Source organism: Skermanella aerolata KACC 11604 (genome assembly GCF_000936425.1).
Lineage (GTDB): Bacteria > Pseudomonadota > Alphaproteobacteria > Azospirillales > Azospirillaceae > Skermanella > Skermanella aerolata.
Genome location: NZ_AVFK01000011.1, coordinates 102,766 through 118,700 on the forward strand (window position 1 = coordinate 102,766; position 15,935 = coordinate 118,700).

The following is a 15,935-nucleotide window of genomic DNA, read 5'->3' on the forward strand; positions in this document are numbered from 1 at the left end:
GGATAGAACTCACCGGATACACAGGGAGACGGGGCTTGAAGCTGGATCGGCTTTGGATCAATGCGCGGGTCGCGACGATGGAGCCCGATGGAGAACCATACAGTGCTATTGTCACCGGCGCCGTCGGCTGCAGGGGTGGACGGATCGCTTTCATTGGCGAAAGCGCCGAGGCAACCGGCCATGACGCGGTCGAGACCATCGACTGCGAGGGCCGCTGGATCACGCCGGGGCTGATCGACTGCCACACCCATCTGGTCTACGGCGGCGACCGCGCCGCCGAGTTCGAACTGCGGCTGGAAGGCGCCAGCTACGAGAAGATCGCTAGGGCAGGCGGCGGCATCCTGTCCACCGTCACTGCCACCCGCAACGCCGACGAGGAGGCGCTGGTGCGGGCCTCGCTGCCGCGCCTGGACGCACTGCTGGCCGAGGGTGTCACGACGGTCGAGATCAAGTCCGGCTACGGGCTGGAAACATCCGCCGAGATCCGCCAGCTCCGCGCCGCCCGCCGCCTGGGATACGAACGGCAGGTCGGGATCGAGACGACCTTCCTCGGCGCCCACGCGAAACCGCCGGAGTTCGAAGACACCGGCAGCTATATCGACCATGTGATCGGGGAGATGCTGCCCGCCGTCCACGCCGAGGGTCTTGCCGACGCGGTCGATGCCTTCTGCGAAGGCATCGCCTTCTCCCCGGCCGAGGTCGAACGGCTGTTCGAGGCGGCGCATAGCCTGGGCCTGCCGGTCAAGCTGCACGCCGAGCAGCTCTCCGGGCTCCACGGCGCCACGTTGGCGGCAAAGTTCGGGGCGCTGTCGGCCGATCATGTCGAGTACGCCGACGCCTCCGACGTCGCGGCGATGGCCAAGTCCGGAACCGTCGCGACGCTGCTGCCCGGCGCGTTCTATACGTTGCGGGAGACCAAGGCGCCGCCGGTCGACCTGTTCCGCAAGGCGGGCGTGCCGATGGCGATCGCGACCGACGCCAATCCCGGCACCTCGCCGCTGACCTCGATCCTGCTGACCATCAACATGGCCTGCACCCTGTTCCGCCTGACGCCGGAGGAGGCCTTGGCCGGCGTCACCCGGAACGCCGCCAGGGCGCTGGGCCGGGACAGCGACATCGGGACGATCGAGCTTGGCAAGTGGTGCGACCTTGCCGTCTGGGACATCGAGCGTCCGGCCGAGCTGGCGTACCGCATCGGCTTCAATCCCCTCCATTCCCGCGTCTGGCGAGGCCAGTGATGACCAAACCCATCGTAGAAAAGCGCGACGCGCCGCTGATCCTGTCGATGCCCCATGTCGGACGCGAAGTTCCGGACCATGTCGCGAGCCAGTTGACCGGCAAGGCGCTGGAGTTGGGAGACACCGACTGGTGGATCGACCGGCTCTACGACTTCGGCGAGGAACTGGGGGCGACGGTGGTCCGGGCGACCGCGTCGCGCTATGTGATCGACGTCAACCGCGACCCGAGCGGCGCGTCGCTGTATCCGGGACAGGCGACGACCGGGCTGTGCCCTACCACCGATTTCGATGGCGTATCGCTATACCGGAACGGCTCAGGCCCAGACGACGAGGAGATCGACCGGCACCGTCGGCCGTGGCATGCCGCGTATCACGAAGCGCTGGCCGCCGAGATCGCCCGGCTGCGGAGCCTCTACCCGCGCGTCGTGCTGTACGATTGCCACTCGATCCGGTCCCATGTGCCGCGATTATTCGACGGCGAATTGCCGGTCTTCAACATCGGCACCAATGGCGGCGCTTCCTGCGCGCCGGAGGTGGAAGCCATCGTCACCAGTGCCTGCGCCGATGCCGAACCCGACGGCTACGACCATGTCGTCAACGGACGCTTTCGCGGCGGCTGGATCACCCGGCACTACGGCGATCCGGAAAACGGCGTTCATGCCGTTCAGATGGAACTGGCGCAGCGCGCCTACCTGACCGAGGAAGCGCCGCCCTGGAACTTCGACCCGGCCAAGGCGGAACAGCTCCGCGCCGTGTTGAAGCCGATGCTCCACCGCCTGAGCGTCTGGGCTACCAGGGCCTGAATCCAGGGATTGAACCAGGGCTTGAACCAGGGCTTGAATAAGGAACCGCCGAAATGACCGCGACGCCTCCTCCCGCCTCCCGCCTCGACAATGCCCGCAAGATCCGCAGCCCGCGCGGGACGGAGCTGAACGCGAAAAGCTGGCTGACCGAAGCCCCGTTGCGGATGCTGATGAACAACCTCGACCCGGAGGTGGCGGAGAAGCCGGAGGCGCTGGTGGTCTATGGCGGGATCGGCAGGGCCGCCCGCGACTGGCAGTCGTTCGACCGCATCGTGGACTGCCTGAAGACCCTGAACGATGACGAGACGCTGCTGGTCCAGTCCGGCAAACCGGTGGGGGTGTTCCGCACCCACAAGGATGCTCCCCGCGTGCTGATCGCCAATTCCAACCTCGTGCCGCGCTGGGCCGACTGGGACCACTTCAACGCGCTCGATAAGGTCGGGCTGATGATGTACGGCCAGATGACGGCCGGGTCGTGGATCTATATCGGCAGCCAGGGGATCGTTCAGGGCACCTACGAGACCTTCGTCGAAGTCGGCCGCCGGCACTATGGCGGCGACTTGGCCGGACGCTGGATCCTGACCGGCGGCCTCGGCGGCATGGGCGGAGCGCAGCCGCTGGCCGCGACCATGGCGGGAGCTTCCATGCTGGCGGTCGAGTGCCAGCCATCCCGGATCGAGATGCGGCTTCAGACCGGCTATCTCGACCGCAAGGCCGACACCATCGAGGAAGCGCTCGATATCATCGAACAGTCGAAAGGGCAGGGAAAGCCGGTGTCGGTAGGCCTGCTGGGCAACGCCGCAGAAATCTTCCCGGAACTGGTCCGGCGCGGCATCCGTCCCGACGCGGTGACTGATCAGACCTCCGCCCACGATCCGCTCAACGGATACCTGCCGGCGGGATGGACGCTGAACGAATGGGAATCGAAGCGCGAGCGCGACCCCAAGGCGGTGGAAACGGCCGCCAAGCAGTCGATGGCGGTCCAGGTCCAGGCCATGCTGGATTTCCACGCACAAGGGGTGCCGGTGCTCGACTACGGCAACAACATCCGCCAGATGGCGAAGGAGATGGGCGTCGCCAACGCCTTCGACTTTCCGGGCTTCGTCCCGGCCTATATCCGGCCGCTGTTCTGCCGGGGCATCGGCCCGTTCCGCTGGGCGGCGCTGTCGGGCGATCCAGAGGATATCTACCGGACCGACGCCAAGGTGAAGGAGCTGATGCCCGACAACCCGCACCTGCACAACTGGCTGGACATGGCGCGGGAGCGTATCCGCTTCCAGGGCCTGCCGGCCCGTATCTGCTGGGTAGGATTGGGCGACCGCCACCGGCTGGGGCTGGCCTTCAACGAGATGGTCGCCAGCGGCGAGCTGAAGGCCCCCATCGTGATCGGCCGCGACCACCTGGACAGCGGGTCGGTGGCGTCGCCCAACCGCGAGACCGAAGCGATGCGCGACGGGTCCGATGCCGTGTCCGACTGGCCGCTGCTGAATGCGCTGCTGAACACGGCCTCGGGAGCGACCTGGGTGTCGCTGCACCACGGCGGCGGCGTCGGCATGGGGTTTTCACAGCATGCCGGCATGGTCATCGTCGCCGATGGAACGGCCGATGCGGCGCGGCGGCTGGAGCGGGTGCTGTGGAACGACCCGGCGACCGGTGTCATGCGCCACGCCGATGCCGGATACGAGGACGCGATCGAGTCTGCGCGGGCGAATGGGCTTGTTCTGCCGAGCTGCAATACGGCACTTTGACTTGGGGCTCCCCGATGAAGCTTGAACAGTACGAGCATCCGAAACCCCCCGACGCGGATGAGCGCCGGAAGGTCAGGCCCGTGATCTGCTATCCGGTCGACAGCCTGGTACAGCCTGATCTGCCGTCCTACCGCGCCGCCCGAACCGGCTGGGAAAAGCTGTCGGAAACCATCGTGCCGCCGCGCGAGGCGAGTTGCTTCGACGTGCCAGCAGGGTGCTTCTTCCGCATCGCCAGCATCGAAGGCCCGCAGGTCGGCGATCTCAATCTGTGGGCACTGCACGATCTTCATGAGCGCTTCTATTCGGGCAAGACGCGGGCGCTCCATGGGACCCATCTTTCGACCGGGGACCGCCTGTGGTCGTCCTTGCCGTATCTGCGGCCGATGGCGACGATCACGGAAGATACCCTGGACTGGTACGGCTTCGACGAATGGGGCGGATCGGTGCATGACGTGATCGGGACGCGGTGCGATCCCTATACGCACCGGCTTTTAGCCGGCGACGATTATCATCACTGCTGCCACTCGAACCTGACGCGCGCCCTGGCCGACCGGCTGGACAAGCCGCGCGAGAGCGTGGAAGCGGCGGTCCACGATGTGCTGAACGTCTTCATGTGTACCGGGTTCACCCGCGATACCGGGCAGTATTTCATGAAGGCCAGCCCGGTGAGGCCGGGGGATTTCCTTGAGTTCTTTGCGGAAATCGATCTTCTCGGCGCCCTGTCGGCCTGTCCGGGCGGCGATTGCAGCTCCGAGCATTCGAGCGACGCGGCCTCTTGCCACCCGCTGCTGGTGGAAGTCTACAAACCAGCCGAACCGCCGCGCGGATGGACATCGCCCCCGCGCAGCGGATACGATCGGAGTCACGGCCCCTGAGGCCGTGACTCTCCGCCTTCTTCGTTTACCTGAAGAAACCGAATACGTTGAGCGCGGTGTAGATGCCGAGCAGAACGATGGCGACGCTGCTGACGACCAGGACGGCGTTGAACAGGCCGCCGCCGTAGATGCGAGGGTCCGTTTCGGTCTTGCGCAGATACCAGACCGCCACGACGACGCCGAGCAGGAAGACGCCGGTCATCACGCCGCCTGCCTGGACCATCAGGACCGGCGACTGGATGAACAGATACGCCGCACCCCAGATGATCGGGAGCGCCACGGTAAAGGCGCGGATCGTGCGCAGGCGCGACTTCGTGTTCTGCCAGTCGATCACGCCGATCACTGACAGGAAGTTGGCGTACATGCGCGCCCAGCTCGGAACCGCCGCCCACAAGGTCGAACCCAGCACGGCGATGGCGCCGACCAGGAAGATCACGCCCGCCCACTCGCCAAGCGTATCGGTATACATCCGCGACAGGGTGACGATCATATCGTTGCCCTTCGGCACCAGCCCCTGCGGGTGAAGGACCGACGCTCCCATCAGGAAGAATGCCAGCGTGCCGAAGGTGTAGATCAGCCAGGACACCAAGGCGTCCTTATACATGACGCTGATCCAGCCGTTGGCGCGCCGCACCCATTCCTCGCTGCCGTCGGCCGGACCGACATACCGGGCATAGCCTTTCTCGACGCACCAGTAGGTGTAGAAGGTCAGCTCGTCGGCGCCGACGCCGGTGATTCCGAACATCGCGATGGCGGCCCCGATGGCTCCGGCCGGAATGGCGAAGGTGAGTCCGCTGACGATATCGTTCGCATCGTAGCCATAGGGCGTGAAGGGAAGCCCCAGGGCGATCACGATGGTGGCGATGCTGAAGACCACGACCAGCAGGACGGCGCCCCGCTCGATCAGGCTGTAGCTGTTGGAGTACAGAAGCGCGATGCTCGATCCCGCCACGATGATCGTCCAGACCGTGAGCGACATGCCGCTGAACGGATCGCCGCCGATCGGCATCAGAATACTGAACGCCGCGGCGGTTCCCCCGACGATGCCGCCGATCTGAAGGATCTTGGACAACGCCATCAGGACCCAGAGCAGGTTGATCCAGCCGACCGGCCCGATCTTCGGCGGCACCTTGTTGTAGCCGGTCAGCGCCGGCTGGCCGGTCGAGATGGTCCAGCGCGCCAGTTCGACCTGCACCGCCACCTTGACCAGGGTGCTGAAGATGACCATCCAGAGCAGGGCGAAGCCCGCCTGTGCTCCCAGGGTAGTGGTCGCGATGAGTTCGCCCGATCCGACGATGGACGCGCTGAGGATCAAGCCCGGCCCGAGGTGCTTCAGGCTGTGCTTCCACCCGACGGGCGGCTCCTTGATGCCTTCCGGGGTAAGGTGATAGGGATCGTCGTCGTCAGCCGCGTAGTTCTCGGCTGCTATCGCATTGGTGCTCATCGGTTTTTGTGCCCTCCCTTACGGCTTCTTGGAAAATGCGGCCGCAGCAAGGGAAACGCGGAAACCATAGAATCGATCCGGTCGAGGGGTATGATTGACTCCGGTCAAGGAAATCGACGGCGTGACGCCCGACACTCCGGCCGATTTTTCACTCCGAAGCGGCTGCCATGGAAACCCTGATCCCCGCAACGCTCTTCATGATCGCCAGCCATGTCGTTCCGGGCGTTCCGGCAATCCGGTCGAGCCTGATCGACGCATTGGGACGCCGGCTGTTCCTGTCCACCTACTCCGCCGTGTCGATCGCGGCGCTGGTGCTGGTGGTCTGGAGCTACCGGACGGCCGATCCTGGCCTGTGGTTCTATTTTCCAACTGCCGAGGCCAAGGCCTTCGCCGTCTTGGGCATGCCGGTCCCCCTGTTCCTGCTGGTCGGCCGGCTAACGACACCTGCGAAAACGGCCGAACCGACCGGCATCTACCGGCTCACCGCAGTGCCCGGCAGCTTCGCGGTCCTGCTCTGGACATCGCTGCATCTCGCGTCGCTGGGGGGAGCGCGGCAAGTCGTCCTCTTCGCCGGCATGGCCGCGATAGCCCTGTTCTCGCTCATAAAGAACTGGAGCATCGCCAGCCCGGCTCGGCGCCGTTCCGGAATCCTGCCGTTTTCCGGCATCCTCCGGGGACGCCAGAGCTTCGTCTGGAGCGAGATCGGCTGGAGCCGCCTGCTTCTAACGGCTGTTCTATGGGCGGTGCTGCTGTTGCTCCACCCGCTCGTGATCGGCCCGGACCCGCTCGCCTATCTTCATTGAGCCGGTCAATCCCGTACCGCAGCGCCGTCAATCGTCCTGGCAATAGTCGCGGAGCGCGTCGATGTCCGCGATGGACACCACGGCGCCCTGCACCTCGACGCCGACCGGCTTCAGCTTGGCGAGGGCTCGCGAGAAGGTTTCCGGCTGGATGCCCAACCTGCGCGCCACCAGGGATTTTTCGACCGGCAGCGTGAACGTCGCGTTCCCCTCGTCTGCCGGACACAGCTTGAGCAGGAAGCTGGCGACCCGCTGGGGAGCGGACTGGATCTGAAGCTGCTCGATCTGCTGGACCAGGGTGCGCAGGCGCATCGACATCGATCCGAGCATCGCGAAGGCGGTCCCGACATCGGCCTGGACGCAGCGGGCGAAGGCGTGGGCGGTGATCGATACCACGCGAAGGTCCGTGACCGCCTGCGCACAGACGGGGAAATTGCCCTGGGCGAACATGGCCGCCTCGGCGAAGGTTTCGCCGGAATTGACCATGGCAACCACCGCTTCCGATCCTTCTCGGTTGATCCGGTACAGCTTCACCCAGCCTTCCAGCACGACGAAGAATCGGTCCGCGGGATCTCCCTGGACGAACAGGTCGGTGCCGCGCTCGACCGAGCGGATCGTCGCCGTCGCCATGAGCGAGGCCAGCACCGGCTCCGGCACCTGCTGGAACAGAGGGAGGTTCCGCAGGATCGCCACGTCGCGCGGAGCCATGTCGGCAAGGTTCGTAGCCATATCGAATCCGCGCTCCATACGGGTTGCCGAAGGCCCTTCATAGCAGTCAACGACCCGGCTTGGAATCGCCGGGTTCGGAATCAAGTGAGCGAAACCAGCCTTCATACGGCGTATTGACCGCCATGTGCCTGTTGTAGTCGGGGGCACCGTCGGTCCACCACACGGGACCGCGCTCGCCCAGCGCCCGTTTCGCCTCGTCGACGCGGCTTCTCGCCTGCTTCATCGCTTCTGCGTCGCCCTTGGCGTCGCGGACGGACCGCCGGGCCGCCATCAGGTCGCGGACCAGCCGTTCACGCTCGGCCGGTTCCAGCCGGGGATCGCTCAGGCGCCACAGTCGGCCGCGCACCACGAAATACCGTCCGTCAGGTGTCTGCGGATACATCCATCGTCATCTTTCAGTCCGAACTGACCCTATCAACCCTCGGCACGGTCCGCCGTTTCCGGGATTCGGCGTCCCAGTGCTCGCGGAGGCGGATCGTCTCCAGCCTGAGGCGGATTTCCTCCAGCTTGGCGAGGCGCGAGCGCCGTTCGGCAAGGTCGCCTTCGATATGCCTACGGAAATCCGCGACTTCCGGCATCCTCCTGTAGGCGAAGGTTTCCCAGACGCCGCGAAACGCCTTCACGAACAGATCGCGCGGCCATTCGGCCATCAGTTCGACGTCGAGGTCGAGAGACAGCCCCGTCGGCATTTCGAAGCCACGCCGGTTCGCCAAGACCGCCAGCGACGCCAGGACTTCCGCGGGACTGCCGGGTTCCAGGTCGCGCCGGGCCATGTCGAGGGCTGCCGGCAGACCGTCGGCAAGATCAGCCCGGACCGTTTCCGGCAGGTGGATGCCCGGTTCTTCGTGCCAGGATTCGCTCAAGGCAAGCATCCGCTTCGGCGGCGTTGCGACCGGCGAGGTCAGCGCCCGTCCGGTGTTCGGCACCAGCCTTACCGGGCGCGCCGGACGGATTCCCGCTCCGGCCGGTTCCCTTGCCGCGTGAGGGTTTTGCTCTCTCGCCTGCACCGTCATGGCTGTTTCCCTCACGTTCCCGCCTCCATCTTTCCTGATTGGCGAACCAGCCGCGCCACGCGCAGCCGACGTCGATGTAGCGATAGCCCTTGGCCCGGCAGCCGGTGACGAAGGCCTTGGTCAAGGCTTCCGCGTCGATACCGGGATGCGTTTCGGCGGCCCAGGCAAGATCCTGGGCGCTGGGTGTCCAGTCGTCCGGGACCGGCTTTGCGACACCGCTAGAAACTCGCTCCGCCTCACGCGGAAGAGAGATTCTTTCTTGAATCGGATGAGTCTGATTCATGTCATCGCCGTGACAGCCCCTGTCATGCCTAGGACCTGACGAAGCATGTTCTGGCACCGCGTCCGCCGCGATGCCGATCGCGCAAGCTTCGGACGGGACGATCCGGTACAGGCATGACCGCAGCCCGCCGTCGCCGCGCAGGCGGCGGGTGCGTTCGATCAGGCCCAGTTGTTCGAGCCGGTTCAGGACCTTGATGATCCAGGGCCGCGACCGCTTCAGCCGTGCGGCAAGGGTCGATTGGCTGGGCCAGCACAGCCCGGCCTTGTCTTGGTATGTCGAGAGGCAAGCCAGCAGCGCGAACTCGTCCACCCCGACATCGGGATTGAACAGCCATTCGGCGCGCACGACTCCCCAACGACCTGAAATCCCTTCCGGTGACTCCATGGGTCTCTCCGTCGTTCGATGCTTCGACGACGACGGGCAAAACTCCATCGTTGTGGGAAACTGGCATTTCCCACTTGTTCTGGAGTCCGGATTGGCGGTACGGTCAAAGCGTCAACTGTAGCCGTATGCCGGGTCCGTCCCGTCGTTTCGGTTCACGGAAGAGCTCGCCCTGGCAGGCGGGCTCTTTCCGTTTTCACAGGGCACTGCCCTAATCCATTGTCAGCTTTCGCTAATTTCGCCTTTCGCTTCCTGGCTTCCGGCTTGGTTTCGGGCCAAGTTTCCGGATAGATCGTCCGAAGGGCCGCGCCGGATGGCTGGACCTTCGTCGGCTACACTCCAACGCCCTTCGCCATCCCGAGTCAAACGCCAGCCCTGTAGGTTTGAGAGTCGGCTATGTGGGTTTGAAGGGCGGATCGGTGGGTTTACGGGGCGGATGTGTCGGTCTGCGGGGCGCGTCCGGTAGGTTTCAGGGGCATTTGTGTGGGTTTGCGGGGCGAGTGACTCCTGCTGCCGTCCTTCGACGCCGACCCGCGGCCTTCCCGATTCTGCGAATCGATGGAGCGGAGGCTGCAAACCCTGTCCTGAGTCGGCGCCGACAGGCAGGACCGTGTTCGGAGGCTGTGAAAGCCCCGAGCCCAGGGCGCGTATCCGCCCTTGGAACCTACCGACTCCGCGCGCGCCAGGCCCGGCGAGTCGCCTGAAACTCCCTGGAAAGCCAGCTTGGCCCTCGATCGGGCACTCGGGCATCTCCTCGAAGGCGTCAGGTCCTGTGGGTTGGTGGGGCGGATGAGTCCGAGGACCCTCAATCCCGGTTCGATCCCGGCCGATCCGACCACCGCCCCTGAAACCCACAGAACTGCCCGGTGGGTTTCAGGGGCGGTGGTCGGATTTGGGCTATCACCACATTGGCGTTTGGGTCATTTATGACAGGCGGAAGTGGTGAAGGCGCGTTTAGTGGATCAGGGAGCGGCGGCGGTGACGACGGAAGGCAAACAGCACGTTCTCCAGTTCGTTATCTTCGAGGAGGAGGATCCTCGGCACACGAAGATGGTGGCGCTCTACGATCTGGCGCCCCGGTTCGTCTTCGACACCAACGGCGACGAGGACGGCCAGAGGAAGCTGATCGAGCGGGAATTCTCCTTCGCCGGCAAGCGCTACCGCATCACGATCAAGCCGACCGTCATGAAGGACGAGGACGGCACGCTCCGCACCCGCTATCCGGGCGAGCGGGAGCAGATCGTCGAGGAAGTGATCCGCCGCCTGGCCGCCGAGAAGGGCAGGCTGAGCCTTCAGGACAGCAAGGTGCGTTTCCCGTTCTCGCTCTACGAGGTTCGGGAGGAACTGGCCCGCGTCAAGCACAGCTACAACACGTCCGAGATCAAGCAGGCCATCCTGATCCTGAACGAGTGCCCCGTCGGCATCCACGCGCTGGAAGACAGCAAGCGCCTGCTGTCCGCGTCGGCGTTCCCCGTGATCGGCATGCGGACGCGGAACGACAGCGACGATGCCGAGACCTTCGTGGAATTCAACCCGATGGTGGCCGACGCGATCCGGCGCCTCGCCTTCCGCCAAGTCAGCTACGAGTTGCTGATGGAGATCCGCGACCCGATCGCCCGCTGGCTCTACAAGCGGCTTCACCAGGAGATCGCCAGCAACGGCCGCGACGTCCAGCAGATGCTCGCCACCGAGATCCGGCGCGATTCGGGCATGGCCGTCTGGAAGAAGACCCGCAGCATGCTGGCGCGCGTGCGCCGGGCGGTCGAAGTGCTTCAGGAACGAGGGCTGTTGGCGGAGGTCGAGTGCGAGGACCAGATGGTCGCCCGCCGCAAGGACGATATCCTGTTCGTGATGAAGCCTTCCGCCGAGATGATGCGGGAGGTCCAGCGCGCCAACCGTCAGGTCGAGGACGACGCGTCGGAATACGCCCGGCTGTCGGGAGATTCGGGCACCGACGAGTTCCGCCCGGTCGAGCGGGAAGACCTCAACGAACTGCGCAACGACCGGCGGCGTCGGCGGTTCGGCGTGGTCGAGAGTGCGCCACGGATCGCCGCAGCCGCCAAGGTGGGCTGAGGGGACCCGGCTCCTCCCCGTCACGCCTCGCCCGTCACGATCCGAGCGATAGGACGCGCGTCAGCAGGACGTAGTCGGATTCGAAGACCATCAGCGCCACCAGGACCAGCAGCAGCAGAGGCGGCAGCAGGATGACGTAGCGAAGCACCAGCCGTTCCCATTGCAGATGCATGAATACGGCGACGATCAGTCCCGCCTTCAGCAGCATGAAGATGATTATCAGGAACCAGCGCAGGTATCCCTGAACGTGAAAATAATCCACCAGATAGGACAGCGTGCTGAGGACGAACAGTAATCCCCATACCTTCAGGTAAACCCCGATCGGATGGCTCTGATTCTCGGCGTGATCCATGGCGTCCTCTCACCACAGGTAAAAGAAGGCGAAGATGAAGACCCAGACCAGATCGACGAAATGCCAGTACAGTCCGGCGATCTCGACGATCTGATAATTGCCCTTCCGCTCGTAGTCGCCGCGGGCGACCTTCAAAGCCACGACCGAGAGGTAGATCACGCCGGCCGAGACATGGAGGCCGTGGAAGCCGGTGATCATGAAGAAGGTCGAGCCGAACTGCGCCGCACCGAACGGGTTGGCCCATGGCCGGACGCCTTCGGAGATCAGCTTGGTCCACTCGAAGGCCTGCATGCCGACGAAGGTGGCCCCCAGCGCCGCCGTTGCCAGCATGAGCGCTGCCGTTCGGGCGCGGTCGCGCCGGTATGCGAAGTTGACCGCCATCGCCATGGTGCCGCTGCTGCTGATCAGGACGAAGGTCATGATGGCGATCAGGATGAGCGGGATATGCGCACCGCCGATGGTCAGGGCGAAGACCTCGCTCGGGTTCGGCCATGCCACGGTGTTCGACATCCGGACCGACATGTAGGACGTCAGGAAACACCCGAAGACGAAGGTGTCGCTGAGAAGGAAAAGCCACATCATGGCTTTTCCCCAGGGGACGTTCCTGAACGCCTTCCGGTCCGCGGAAAGGTCCGTGACGATCTCCTGCCAGCCTTCGGCCTGGGCCGAGGGGCCGGCGGTATATCCGGCAGTCCCTTGATGAGCCATGCCTCAACTCCCCGGTTCTGGCTTCCGCCGCTAATGCATCCCGTGCGGAAGGGGCTGCAACACCGCATCCGCTCCACCGTTGTCCGCCAGCAGCAGGCCGAACAGCGCCAGCCAGACGACCAGCAGAAAGTGCCAGTAGAGGGCGCAAAGCTCGACCGCCGGCCGTAGCTCGGCGGCGCTGCCTGCATGGCGCAGTCTGGCGGCGGCACGCCCCCAGGCGGCCATCCCGCCGAGCAGGTGCAGTCCGTGCAGGGCCGACAGCAGGTAGAAGAAGGTGTTGGCCGGATTGGAGGCGACGTAGTATCCGAGGCCGTCGAGCTGTCTCCAGGCCACGAGCTGTCCGGCCAGGAAGAGGGCCGCGAACAGCCCTCCGGCGTATAGTCCGGCCGTGGCGCCGGCGGGACGGTTCCGCCGCACGCCGATCCAGGCGCCCTGGAAGGCGGCGCTGCTCAGCACCAGGGCCAGCGTGTTCAGCCAGAGGACAGGTGGTTCGTCCAGCGGCACCCAGTCGCCGAACCCCATGCGCATGACATAGGCGGTGCCCAGCAGGACGAACAGCACCGAGATCACGATGAGAAAGAAGATGAGGCCCAGCCTCCCCGTCGGTATCCGCAACCTGCCGGATGGCGGGAACTCTCCGCTGCCGCTTTCGAGCCAGGGCTTGGCCGCCAGCGTTCCGAAGATGGTCATCTCAGGAGGCCCCCCTGTTCCGGGGGCGCTTCGGGGTTCAGGCCGTCGCCGGCCGGGCGCGGATAATTCTGCGGCAGGAAATCCTGTTCAGCGTCGGGGACGCTGTAGTCGTAGGCCCAGCGGTAGACCACGGGCTGCCTCGGCCCCCAGTTGCCGTGCCCTGGTGGCGTTTCCGGCGTCTGCCATTCCAGCGTCGTCGCGTTCCAGGGATTGGAGCCGGCGGGCCTGCCGCGGAAACCGCTCCACGCCATGTTGAACAGGAAGACCAGTTGGGCGGCTCCGACGACCAAGGCCGCGACCGTGATGAAGGCGTTCAGTTCGCGCGCCGAGTCCGGGATGAAGGCGATCCCCTCGAAGTCGTGGTAGCGCCGGGGAATGCCGACGAAACCCAGGTAGTGCATCGGGAAGAAGATCGCATAGGTGCCCAGGAAGGTGACCCAGAAGTGGAACTTGCCCAAGGCGTCGTTCAGCATGCGCCCGGTCACCTTGGGGAACCAGTGGTAGATCGCGCCGAAGATGACCAGCACGGGGGCCACGCCCATGACCATGTGGAAATGCGCGACCACGAAATACGTATCCGAGAGCGGCACGTCCACGACCACGTTGCCGAGGAAGAGCCCCGACATGCCGCCCGACACGAAGGTCAGGATGAAGGCCAGCGAGAACAGCATCGGGACCGTGAAGTGGATGTCGGCCTGCCACAGCGTCAGCACCCAGTTGTAGACCTTGAGAGCGGTCGGAACGGCGATGATCAGCGTCGTGGTCGCGAAGAAGAAGCCGAAATACGGGTTCATGCCGCTGACATACATGTGGTGCGCCCAGACCACGAAGCTGAGGACGCCGATCGCCAGCAGCGCCCAGACCATCATCCGGTAGCCGAAGATGTTCTTGCGGGCATGCGTGCTGATCAGGTCGGAGACGATGCCGAAGCCCGGCAGGGCCACGATGTAGACTTCCGGGTGTCCGAAGAACCAGAACAGGTGCTGGAACAGCAGCGGACTGCCGCCGCCATAGCTCAGCCGCTCGCCCAGCGACGTGATGGTCGGCATGAAGAAGCTGGTCAGCAGCACCCGGTCCAGAAGCATCATCAGGCCGCTGACGAACAGCGCCGGAAAGGCCAGCAGGCCCAGGATCGTCGCGACGAAGATGCCCCAGACCGTCAGCGGCAGCCGCATCATGGTCATCCCGCGCGTGCGCGCCTGGAGGATGGTGGTCACATAGTTCAGGCCGCCCATCGTGAAGGCCACGACGAAGATGATCAGGGAAACCAGCATCAGGATGATGCCCCAGTCCCGGCCCGCCGTTCCCGGCAAGATCGCCTGCGGAGGGTAGAGCGTCCATCCCGCCCCGGTCGGACCCCCGGGCACGAAGAAACTGGCGACCAGCACCAGGACCGCCAGTAGGTAGACCCAGTAGCTCAGCATGTTGACATAGGGAAACACCATGTCCCGGGCGCCGATCATCAGCGGGATCAGGTAATTGCCGAAACCGCCCAGGAACAGCGCCGTGAGCAGGTAGACCACCATGATCATCCCATGCATGGTGACGAACTGGAGGTATCGTTCCGGGTCGATGAAGGGCAGGCTGCCGGGAAAGCCGATCTGCATCCGCATCAGCCACGACAGCACCAGGGCGATCAGCCCGACCGCCATCGCGGTTATCGAATACTGGATCGCGATGACCTTGTGATCCTGGCTCCAGATGTATTTCGTTATGAAGCTGCGCGGCTCGTGATGGCCGTCGCCCAGATCTTCGTCGTGGTCGGTATCGTCATATGTTCCGGTCGGTATCGCGGTTTGAGCCATGTCGCCCTTCCTCCGCTTTCGTTTCCTGATTTATTGGTTCATCGAGTTTCCTTGTCTGACTGCCTCGGCCAGCGCGGTGTCCCGCACTGCCTGGGCGAAGGTCGGATATTCGTCCAGCCAGGGCTGATGCGCGTCCGGTTCCACGACGACGACGGTGCCGCGCATCGCCGAATGACCGACGCCACAAAGTTCCGCGCAGAGGATTTCGAAGTTTCCGGTCACGGTCGGCGTGAACCAGAAATAGGTCACCATGCCGGGGACGAGGTCCATCTTGGCCCGGAACTGCGGGACGTAGAAGTCGTGCAGCACGTCCACGGACCGGAGCAGCAGCTTGACCGGCTTGCCGACCGGCAGCCGGACCTCGCCGCCCTCCACCAGGACATCGTCGCCGCCATGGGGATCGTCTGGGTTGAGCCCGAAAGGATTGTCGGCGTCGATCCGCATCGGGTCCACCGCGCCCAGGACGCCGTCGGCGCCGGGGAAGCGGAATGCCCAGCCCCATTGCTGGCCCATCACCTCGACCGTGGCCGCATCGGGCGGAACGGTGACGTAGTCCTTCCAGACGACCAGACCCGGGGCCAGCATGGCCGCGATCCCGACCGACGTCAGGCCGGTCAGCCACAGTTCGAGCTTGCCGCTCTCCGGTTCGTAGCCGGCGCGTATCCCTTCCCGGTGCCGGAACCGGAACATGGAGTAGGCCATGAAAAGGACCAGGGCGCAGAAAACGACGCCGGTGATCATGAAGGTAATGATCAGGGTCGTGTCGATCGTCCCCCAGTTGGACGCCAGCGGCGTAAACCACCACGGACTGACCAGACTGAAAACGACCGACCCGACGACAAGTAAGGCAAATACGATAGCCACAGTCATAGCCCGTCGCCCCGCTTCTTCTTTTTCGAAAAGACGGATTTAGGCGTCGGCCCGATGGGCCTCTTGGACTCTGCGATCTTCAGTTTCCATAATAACGGATTTTACTCGCTCCTGCAAGGATCA

The 15,935-nt window shown here is 64.7% G+C and carries 16 protein-coding genes; 6 read left to right on the forward strand and 10 right to left on the reverse strand.

Going from position 1 to position 15,935, the window contains the following annotated elements:
* The first annotated feature begins 77 nt into the window (after positions 1-77).
* Genes hutI through N826_RS15435 form a run of 4 tightly spaced genes read left to right on the forward strand, consistent with a single transcriptional unit; the run spans position 78 to position 4,664 of the window.
* Positions 78-1,238, forward strand: a complete 1,161-nt coding sequence (gene hutI / locus N826_RS15420) for an imidazolonepropionase (RefSeq protein ID WP_044430439.1) — start codon at positions 78-80, stop codon at positions 1,236-1,238.
* Entirely contained in the window at positions 1,238-2,041 is an 804-nt protein-coding gene (hutG, locus tag N826_RS15425; RefSeq protein ID WP_044430265.1) for an N-formylglutamate deformylase, read from the forward strand. The genes hutI and hutG overlap by 1 nt, the downstream gene beginning before the upstream one ends.
* Positions 2,042-2,094: 53 nt before the next feature.
* Complete coding sequence (hutU, locus tag N826_RS15430) at positions 2,095-3,789, forward strand: urocanate hydratase (RefSeq protein WP_044430266.1); 1,695 nt, start codon at positions 2,095-2,097, stop codon at positions 3,787-3,789.
* 14 nt (positions 3,790-3,803) lie between these two features.
* Positions 3,804-4,664, forward strand: a complete 861-nt coding sequence (locus N826_RS15435; protein WP_044430268.1) for an urea carboxylase-associated family protein — start codon at positions 3,804-3,806, stop codon at positions 4,662-4,664.
* 25 nt (positions 4,665-4,689) lie between these two features.
* On the opposite strand, the gene N826_RS15440 is transcribed toward N826_RS15435, so the two are convergent.
* Entirely contained in the window at positions 4,690-6,108 is a 1,419-nt protein-coding gene (locus N826_RS15440; protein WP_044430271.1) for an Nramp family divalent metal transporter, read from the reverse strand.
* Between the two features lie 167 nt (positions 6,109-6,275).
* On the opposite strand from N826_RS15440, the gene N826_RS15445 reads away from it, so the two are divergent.
* Positions 6,276-6,911, forward strand: coding sequence for an NnrU family protein (locus N826_RS15445; protein ID WP_044430273.1), 636 nt, complete (start codon positions 6,276-6,278; stop codon positions 6,909-6,911).
* A 27-nt stretch (positions 6,912-6,938) separates the two neighbouring features.
* On the opposite strand, the gene N826_RS15450 is transcribed toward N826_RS15445, so the two are convergent.
* Genes N826_RS15450 through N826_RS15465 form a run of 4 tightly spaced genes read right to left on the reverse strand, consistent with a single transcriptional unit; the run spans position 6,939 to position 9,317 of the window.
* Positions 6,939-7,637: a Crp/Fnr family transcriptional regulator gene (locus N826_RS15450; RefSeq protein WP_052831374.1), complete on the reverse strand. Its 699-nt coding sequence runs from the start codon at positions 7,635-7,637 to the stop codon at positions 6,939-6,941.
* A gap of 46 nt (positions 7,638-7,683) precedes the next feature.
* Entirely contained in the window at positions 7,684-8,019 is a 336-nt protein-coding gene (locus N826_RS15455; protein ID WP_044430275.1) for a hypothetical protein, read from the reverse strand.
* A 13-nt stretch (positions 8,020-8,032) separates the two neighbouring features.
* Positions 8,033-8,500, reverse strand: coding sequence for a hypothetical protein (locus N826_RS15460; RefSeq protein WP_044430277.1), 468 nt, complete (start codon positions 8,498-8,500; stop codon positions 8,033-8,035).
* A complete protein-coding gene (locus tag N826_RS15465; RefSeq protein WP_169789356.1) occupies positions 8,442-9,317 on the reverse strand; it encodes a helix-turn-helix domain-containing protein in 876 nt (291 codons plus the stop codon). Before N826_RS15465 ends, N826_RS15460 begins: the two co-directional genes overlap by 59 nt.
* Positions 9,318-10,256: 939 nt before the next feature.
* Here N826_RS15465 and N826_RS15470 point away from each other — a divergent pair.
* Positions 10,257-11,387 carry a hypothetical protein gene (locus tag N826_RS15470; protein ID WP_147040643.1) on the forward strand — a complete coding sequence of 377 codons (1,131 nt, stop codon included), beginning with the start codon at positions 10,257-10,259 and terminating at the stop codon, positions 11,385-11,387.
* Between the two features lie 34 nt (positions 11,388-11,421).
* Here the strand turns inward: N826_RS15470 and N826_RS15475 are convergent, their stop codons facing one another.
* Genes N826_RS15475 through N826_RS15495 form a run of 5 tightly spaced genes read right to left on the reverse strand, consistent with a single transcriptional unit; the run spans position 11,422 to position 15,812 of the window.
* Entirely contained in the window at positions 11,422-11,739 is a 318-nt protein-coding gene (locus N826_RS15475; protein ID WP_044430281.1) for a cytochrome C oxidase subunit IV family protein, read from the reverse strand.
* A gap of 9 nt (positions 11,740-11,748) precedes the next feature.
* A complete protein-coding gene (locus N826_RS15480; protein ID WP_044430282.1) occupies positions 11,749-12,447 on the reverse strand; it encodes a heme-copper oxidase subunit III family protein in 699 nt (232 codons plus the stop codon).
* A 30-nt stretch (positions 12,448-12,477) separates the two neighbouring features.
* Positions 12,478-13,137 (reverse strand): cytochrome c oxidase subunit 3, encoded by a 660-nt coding sequence (locus N826_RS15485; RefSeq protein WP_044430285.1) that lies wholly within the window; start codon positions 13,135-13,137, stop codon positions 12,478-12,480.
* Complete coding sequence (locus N826_RS15490; RefSeq protein ID WP_044430288.1) at positions 13,134-14,942, reverse strand: cytochrome c oxidase subunit I; 1,809 nt, start codon at positions 14,940-14,942, stop codon at positions 13,134-13,136. The genes N826_RS15485 and N826_RS15490 overlap by 4 nt, the downstream gene beginning before the upstream one ends.
* Before the next feature lie 30 nt (positions 14,943-14,972).
* Entirely contained in the window at positions 14,973-15,812 is an 840-nt protein-coding gene (locus tag N826_RS15495) for a cytochrome c oxidase subunit II (RefSeq protein ID WP_044430291.1), read from the reverse strand.
* Positions 15,813-15,935: the final 123 nt, after the last annotated feature.

Bases quoted from the DNA above. Each gene is read 5' to 3' on its own strand.
- hutI (WP_044430439.1), top strand. From the start codon at position 78: ATGGAGCCCGATGGAGAACCATACAGTGCTATTGTCACCGGCGCCGTC.
- hutG (WP_044430265.1), top strand. From the start codon at position 1,238: ATGACCAAACCCATCGTAGAAAAGCGCGACGCGCCGCTGATCCTGTCG.
- hutU (WP_044430266.1), top strand. From the start codon at position 2,095: ATGACCGCGACGCCTCCTCCCGCCTCCCGCCTCGACAATGCCCGCAAG.
- N826_RS15435 (WP_044430268.1), top strand. From the start codon at position 3,804: ATGAAGCTTGAACAGTACGAGCATCCGAAACCCCCCGACGCGGATGAG.
- N826_RS15440 (WP_044430271.1), bottom strand. From the start codon at position 6,108: ATGAGCACCAATGCGATAGCAGCCGAGAACTACGCGGCTGACGACGAC.
- N826_RS15445 (WP_044430273.1), top strand. From the start codon at position 6,276: ATGGAAACCCTGATCCCCGCAACGCTCTTCATGATCGCCAGCCATGTC.
- N826_RS15450 (WP_052831374.1), bottom strand. From the start codon at position 7,637: ATGGCTACGAACCTTGCCGACATGGCTCCGCGCGACGTGGCGATCCTG.
- N826_RS15455 (WP_044430275.1), bottom strand. From the start codon at position 8,019: ATGTATCCGCAGACACCTGACGGACGGTATTTCGTGGTGCGCGGCCGA.
- N826_RS15465 (WP_169789356.1), bottom strand. From the start codon at position 9,317: ATGGAGTCACCGGAAGGGATTTCAGGTCGTTGGGGAGTCGTGCGCGCC.
- N826_RS15475 (WP_044430281.1), bottom strand. From the start codon at position 11,739: ATGGATCACGCCGAGAATCAGAGCCATCCGATCGGGGTTTACCTGAAG.
- N826_RS15480 (WP_044430282.1), bottom strand. From the start codon at position 12,447: ATGGCTCATCAAGGGACTGCCGGATATACCGCCGGCCCCTCGGCCCAG.
- N826_RS15485 (WP_044430285.1), bottom strand. From the start codon at position 13,137: ATGACCATCTTCGGAACGCTGGCGGCCAAGCCCTGGCTCGAAAGCGGC.
- N826_RS15490 (WP_044430288.1), bottom strand. From the start codon at position 14,942: ATGGCTCAAACCGCGATACCGACCGGAACATATGACGATACCGACCAC.
- N826_RS15495 (WP_044430291.1), bottom strand. From the start codon at position 15,812: ATGACTGTGGCTATCGTATTTGCCTTACTTGTCGTCGGGTCGGTCGTT.